The organism is Candidatus Methylacidiphilales bacterium, from assembly GCA_030054035.1.
Classification (GTDB): domain Bacteria; phylum Pseudomonadota; class Gammaproteobacteria; order JASGCS01; family JASGCS01; genus JASGCS01.
The window spans coordinates 81,804-87,946 of the sequence record JASGCS010000007.1; the positions used below are offsets into that span (position 1 = coordinate 81,804).

Here is a 6,143-nt window from a genome sequence, read left to right on the forward strand (position 1 = left end):
CACTATGGTACAAATTAATCAATAATTGCACCATTCATTTCTACTATAATGATGAGCGCGATGACAAATATTCAAATTTGGAAGCCTGTTGCATGTAATGATTCTTGGCTAAAAGCCGATACTAGGCTCCTTGATTCCATCTTACCTTCATGGAAAACTATAAACAATCAAGAGCTGCAAAAATCTCGAAAATATAAAGATTTTATTGAAAAACTTAAAAGGGAGCATGTTTTAGAAACAGGTATTATTGAAGGAATATACGATCTTAATAGTGGAATCACTGAAACACTCATCAGAGAAGGAATTGTAGAAAATTCAATTTCACATGGTGATGTTGGCATTATCTCAAAATCAGACTTAATGAAAATACTTAGGGATCATGAAATTGCAATCGACTATATATTTGATTTAGTAAAAAACTTCAACAAGAGGGGGATTACGACTTCTGTTATAAAAGAATTACATCAGTTGGTTACTCAAAACCAAAAAGTTACCGATGCTAAGGATCCAAATGGAAATTATATTTCTATTGAATTAATTAAAGGCAGATGGAAAATACATCCTAATAATCCTGTACGAGGTGATACTACCTGTTTTTATTGTCCTCCAGAACAGACCGCATCAGAAATGGATTCATTGATTAGCATTTATAATCAACTACAGAATAACAATGTGCATCCGATTATTATCGCCTCATGGTTTCATCATGCGTTTACCAGTATCCATCCATTTCAAGATGGCAACGGTAGAGTGGTAAGATTATTGACCTCGTCGATTCTGCTATATAACAATTTATTTCCCTTTACCGTTACCAGAAAAACAAGAAAAGAATACATTAGTGCTCTTGAAGAAGGTGATCGCAATAATCCCGAAAGACTGGTTACCTTCTTTTGTAATAATCAGAGAGGGGTAATTTCTAATTTTCTAAACGTAACTACCGATTATTTAAATGAGCAACGCACACTTATGGGCACTGTTTCAAATTTAGAAAAAATTGCTTTCGATAGAAAAAATAGAAGCGACCCATCATATAGACAGATAACTGAAGCAAGAGAAAGTGTATTTAACGATTGTAAAATAATTTTAAATGAATTAATAAAAATCATAAATATAACTTTGAATAAAGGGATAGTTGAGATTAAACTAGACCAATCTATAGATTTTAATAATGGTAAATATTATTGGTGGGGTAAAGATATTATTGAGATTGCCAATGCGAATAATTATTATTACAGGAAAAACCTCCCAAGGGCTTGGTTTAAAATAGATTGCACCATTGAATCAATCGTGTATTCACTCATTATTACTTTGCATCACTTTGGTTCTGATTCAAATTCAATTGCCATTGCTGGATTTATTAATTGTGAGTCGCTGGCAAAAGACGCTAAACAAGAATCTAATTATAGAATATCGGTATCGTATCGTCCATATGAATTGAGCCTCATTAATTATGGTCAAATTGATTTAACCTCAAGTATTAAATCATATCTTGAAAGTCTAATTAACTTTACTCTAGTCCAAGTAACCAGTGAATTAAGTGATTAATCACAGGTGATTCACATATATCCAATTTGACAAATGTGGCACAGTACAGTAATTTATTTATTTCCTAATAAACCTGTGCTATAATTAAATTTATAAACTTAGGAACGCATATAGAATAAAACAATACAAAATTAGGAGATACTTTAATGAACAAAATAATTATAAACAAAATGGTTAATAAAATATTTAATCACATTCCAATAATTTCTCCTCTCTCTCTCTCTTCTTTTAGCAATTTTTCTTAACCCAAGCATTTCCCAAGCAATTACTTATAACGATATAAATGGTATCGGCTTTCTCGATATCTCAACACCCGAACTATGAAGAATGCTACGGCAAGGTATAACAATATATTTTCGAGGTATTCAATTAAATTCTATTATTGGACTAAACTGCATTGACGCAAATAGTAGCAATAGCAGTATAAGTAATTGGGTGAATAGAGACTCTAACCGCACCAATACTATATCTACTCCAGTTTCAAACGCAAGACCTAATCCTGCTAATTACGGTGAGTATTGTAGAGGGGAGTGATAATTGAAATACAATACAAATTATTTGTTTACTATCAATTGCTTTCTGTTGCTCATGATTAGTTTTGCCATGAACTCAAATGCTGAGGAAAACCGACAAGAAAAACACTACCATATACTTGGAGGTGCATTTATAGGGTATGTCTCCAAGGGGGATTCTTTAACCTTAAAGCAATTTTACGTAACAAATGGTGTTTATATAAATAAATTAACTAACTTTAGCACAATATCAACAAGTTATCAGAGATACTTTTATAGTTACCTTTACCTTTCTGATTCTATTGTTGGAATTGAATTAACAATAAATCATGATGCTTTCTATAGAAAGAGGAGGGAATTTATTTATGCATGCCTAGAGTATCGGTATGGTGATTATTGTGAAAAAGATTTTAACCTAGAAAGAGCTAGAAAAGAGTTTAAAGAATTTCCTTTATCTTTTTTAAAATATTTTAGTATTTTATTTAGTGTAAGTGAGAATAATTATATAAGTTTGGACTTAGATTATTCTAGTGATGGTATTTTATATAAAGTTAGGAATGCGCATAGTTTTAACCCTTATAATTGTAAGGCTGGATTTAGTAACGATGGAACACTTATCGCTTGTGTTGTTATACCTGAGTTTAATTATAGAACACCTGATTTAACTTATGGCTATCTGAAAGAAACATATGAACAGGATGATTCTTCTCAAGAATTAAATAGAATAGTTAGCCCTGATGGTATTGGTATTGGTATGAGGCATTTGTTTCCCGATGATTCATTGTATGTTGGTTGGAGTATATTATCGTATAAAACATCCTATAAAACATCCTATGTAATTGAAGAATTACAACACTTGAAATTTAAGTATATTTATGGTTATAATTTAAAAATTGGTTGGATTATTGATTAAAGATACTTGTTACTATAAGTAATTTAAAATGCAAAATATATTCCCCTCATCAATTATAACCAAATCCATTCTGCTTGTCATTACTGTGATTACGGTTAATTTTCCTTCGGAAGCAGTTAGTCAAGAAACACAATACCATGTATTTGGAGTCGCGTTAGAGAGGAATATTGCTCGGATAGATACCCTGAGCATTCTTGCAGGACGGTATAGTTCTATTGGTAGAAACACAAGACACTATTCTGGTTTTGATGAAACTACAGACGACTTTCGGAGTTTGTTTTATAGCTACCTATACCTCTCAGAATCACAAATTGGCTTTGAATTTACATTAGAATCTTTTCGTAATAGTAGGTCATACTGTAATTATGAATATGAAAAAACTTCCATTTGTCCAGATTATGGCATATTTGATGAAAAAACTTTATTTGATGAAAAAACAATAAGTGTTTTATTTGGAGTTAATACAAATACTTTTATAAGTATAGATTTTGAATATGATAAGGATTTTATTGTATTTAAGTTTATGGATCCCCATCGAGAGAATGGAATTACTTATGGATTAGAATCAGAGAGAAAAAGATATTTTTATACTGAAAAAGTAGGTCACAGCAGTGTATTTAATCCTGATGGTATTGGAATTGGCATGAGATATTTATTTCCTGACGATTCTTTGTATATTGGCTGGAGTTTGGTATCTTACAAAAAATCAGTTGAACCTTACCTTGTAAATTATTATTATGATAATAATATATTCTTCAAGTACAAGTATTATTATAGTTTCAGTTTAAAAATTGGTTGGATAATTAATTAGGCAAAATTAATCCATACACGCATGAATTTTTGTTCGCTAGGATTGTAGCTTTGATTACTTGATACAATAGATTCTAGTTGTAGATGGTGTGTAAATTCCAAATGAAAATCCTGTAACTACCATATCAACAAAGCTTTTATAATTCACAACTCTATCTACATTATCTATTGAGCCACAAATAGAAGCTGGATTTATTTTGCTCTCTTGTGCTAAGCCAGCAGGAAAATAGAAGCTAGAGAATTCATGGTAGGTTGGCACTTGGCATACATCGCCAACTTTATTTATGCAACTTCCGACAGTCGCGTTGCTTTGATAGTTAACATCTTTATCAGCATTTTGTGGATTAATGAGTAGGGTTTGGTAACTACAACCACTTACCAACAAGATTGAGAGACAAAGTGCTATATTTTTAAATTGATTGTTTTTCATATTTTTTAATCCTCTATCACTATTTATTATTCTCATTATACTAGATATCAATGAATATATTATCTAAATAATTTATAAAATAATAAAAATTAATTAATAAAATATTATTTATTAATTTATGCTATACTATTCTTGTGGAAACGAGAGAAGCTAAGATTACTGAACTATTACACAGCGCTCAAGAAGGTATGACCTTAAGCAAGATTGAAGCTCATGTCAAGGCTGGGAGCACCGCACGAATGTTCTACCAACTAAATAAACTGATCAAAAAAGGCACATTAATAAGAGAAGGTAAGCAATACAAGATTAATACTTTAGGCATGGAGTATGTTGAGATTCCCTTTTATGGACAGGGACAAGCCGGAATTAACGGTAAGTTTTTTGATGACTCAGAGAAAAAATTCATGTCGTTGCATGTTAATTCCTTGGCTCATAATAAACCCAATGATTTGTTTTTAATGCAAGTTTCAGGCGACTCTATGCAACCTACCATTCCTGACCATTCATTGATATTATGTAAGAAGTGGCATGGGGTTAATTTCTTAAAGGACAAGACGATTGTGGTTTGTTCAGTGCAGAATGAAATTAAAATTAAACGCTTTATTAATGTAAATGATCGGGTCTATCTCATGTCTGATAATCCTAAGTATCAACCAATACTATTTGACTCAACTTCAACGAGCGATACCATTCACGGTCTATTTCTAAAGATTATTGGCTAATGAATGCACTAGCGAAGCGAGAGCGAGGTAGTTATTTTACTGAGGCTTGTCCATTTGACGGAGTGTATTTTGCTCAGTGGGCAAAGCAGTGTAGTATCAACACGCGCATAATTCTTGAGCCATTTGCAGGTAGCAATAATTTAATTCACATGTTAACTGAACGGGGATATTGTAATGACTATGCCTCATTTGATTTATTTCCACAGCACCCAACGATAAAAAAAAGAAACACACTTGTGAATTTTCCTATTGGATACCAAGTGTGCATTACCAATCCTCCCTACCTTGCACAGAACTCAGCAAAGCGAAGAGGGATGCAGTATCCAGTTGATTGTCCATATGATGATCTTTATAAATACGCGTTAAAAAAATGCCTTGATGCCGTTCCCTATGTGGGGGCGATTATCCCTGCATCGTTTTTAAATGCGCATCTCTTTAGGGAGAGACTTGCTTATTACATTTTGCTCCCTACTCGTATGTTTGCTGATACTGAACATCCGGTCTGCTTAGCATTGTTTAATCCATCTATGACAAAGACTAAAATCTATGAAGGGAAAGAATATCTAGGGCTACTGCAAGATTTAGAAAAAAAAGTACCGCAGTGCAAAGGTGAAACCGTTACTATGCGATTTAATGATCGGCAAGGAACCCTAGGACTCTATGCCATAGATAATACCACCGAAGCATCAATCTCTTTTGTCTCAGGTGGTGAGATTGATCCGCAGGTCATCTCATCTTCTTCGCGCAGTATTACGAGAATCTCAGTTGATTATCGCCATAGTAAAAAATTAATTAATAATCTCAATGAATACCTCCAGGTATTTAGACGAGAAACCCGAGATATTTTTCTCACCCCATTTAAAGGCGTCAGAAAAGATAACCGATTTAGAAGAAGATTGGACTTTGCTCTTGCTCGGCGGATTATTAATGAGGTCTGCGCCTCGCTCTAGTGCTGTATCGTGGAAACTATGCTACTGCTAAATTTCACCTCCGCTCTGCCTTATTGGATTATCAAATTCTTTACTAATCTATATTAAAATCTAGTATAATTATTTATAACCATAACTTAGGAACTAAATAACTAAACAACTAAACATCATACAGGAGACACCATTATGCAAATTCTAATCAACAATTCATCATCTTCAGAAGCACTCTCTCTCTCTCTTTCGTAAATTAATCATCACCTCAACCTTGTTTTTCCCCACCCT

Annotated in this window: 6 protein-coding genes; 5 read left to right on the top strand and 1 reads right to left on the bottom strand. The window is 32.8% G+C overall.

The genetic code is table 11. The features are described from left to right. Window positions 1-60: 60 nt before the first annotated feature. From QM538_05895 to QM538_05905, 3 genes are all read left to right on the top strand, one after another. A complete protein-coding gene (locus tag QM538_05895; protein ID MDI9348019.1) occupies window positions 61-1,545 on the top strand; it encodes a Fic family protein in 1,485 nt (494 codons plus the stop codon). Between the two features lie 603 nt (window positions 1,546-2,148). Beyond that, window positions 2,149-2,970, top strand: coding sequence for a hypothetical protein (locus tag QM538_05900; GenBank protein ID MDI9348020.1), 822 nt, complete (start codon window positions 2,149-2,151; stop codon window positions 2,968-2,970). A 28-nt stretch (window positions 2,971-2,998) separates the two neighbouring features. Next, on the top strand, window positions 2,999-3,781 hold the full coding sequence (locus QM538_05905) for a hypothetical protein (GenBank protein MDI9348021.1): 783 nt from the start codon (window positions 2,999-3,001) through the stop codon (window positions 3,779-3,781). 54 nt (window positions 3,782-3,835) lie between these two features. Here QM538_05905 and QM538_05910 read toward each other — a convergent pair whose 3' ends face one another. Beyond that, on the bottom strand, window positions 3,836-4,210 hold the full coding sequence (locus tag QM538_05910; protein ID MDI9348022.1) for a hypothetical protein: 375 nt from the start codon (window positions 4,208-4,210) through the stop codon (window positions 3,836-3,838). Window positions 4,211-4,344: 134 nt separating this feature from the next. On the opposite strand from QM538_05910, the gene QM538_05915 reads away from it, so the two are divergent. Together QM538_05915 and QM538_05920 are read left to right on the top strand one after the other, a co-directional pair. Next, window positions 4,345-4,932, top strand: coding sequence for a S24 family peptidase (locus QM538_05915; GenBank protein MDI9348023.1), 588 nt, complete (start codon window positions 4,345-4,347; stop codon window positions 4,930-4,932). Beyond that, window positions 4,932-5,882, top strand: a complete 951-nt coding sequence (locus tag QM538_05920) for a hypothetical protein (protein ID MDI9348024.1) — start codon at window positions 4,932-4,934, stop codon at window positions 5,880-5,882. The genes QM538_05915 and QM538_05920 overlap by 1 nt, the downstream gene beginning before the upstream one ends. The last annotated feature ends 261 nt before the right edge of the window (window positions 5,883-6,143 follow it).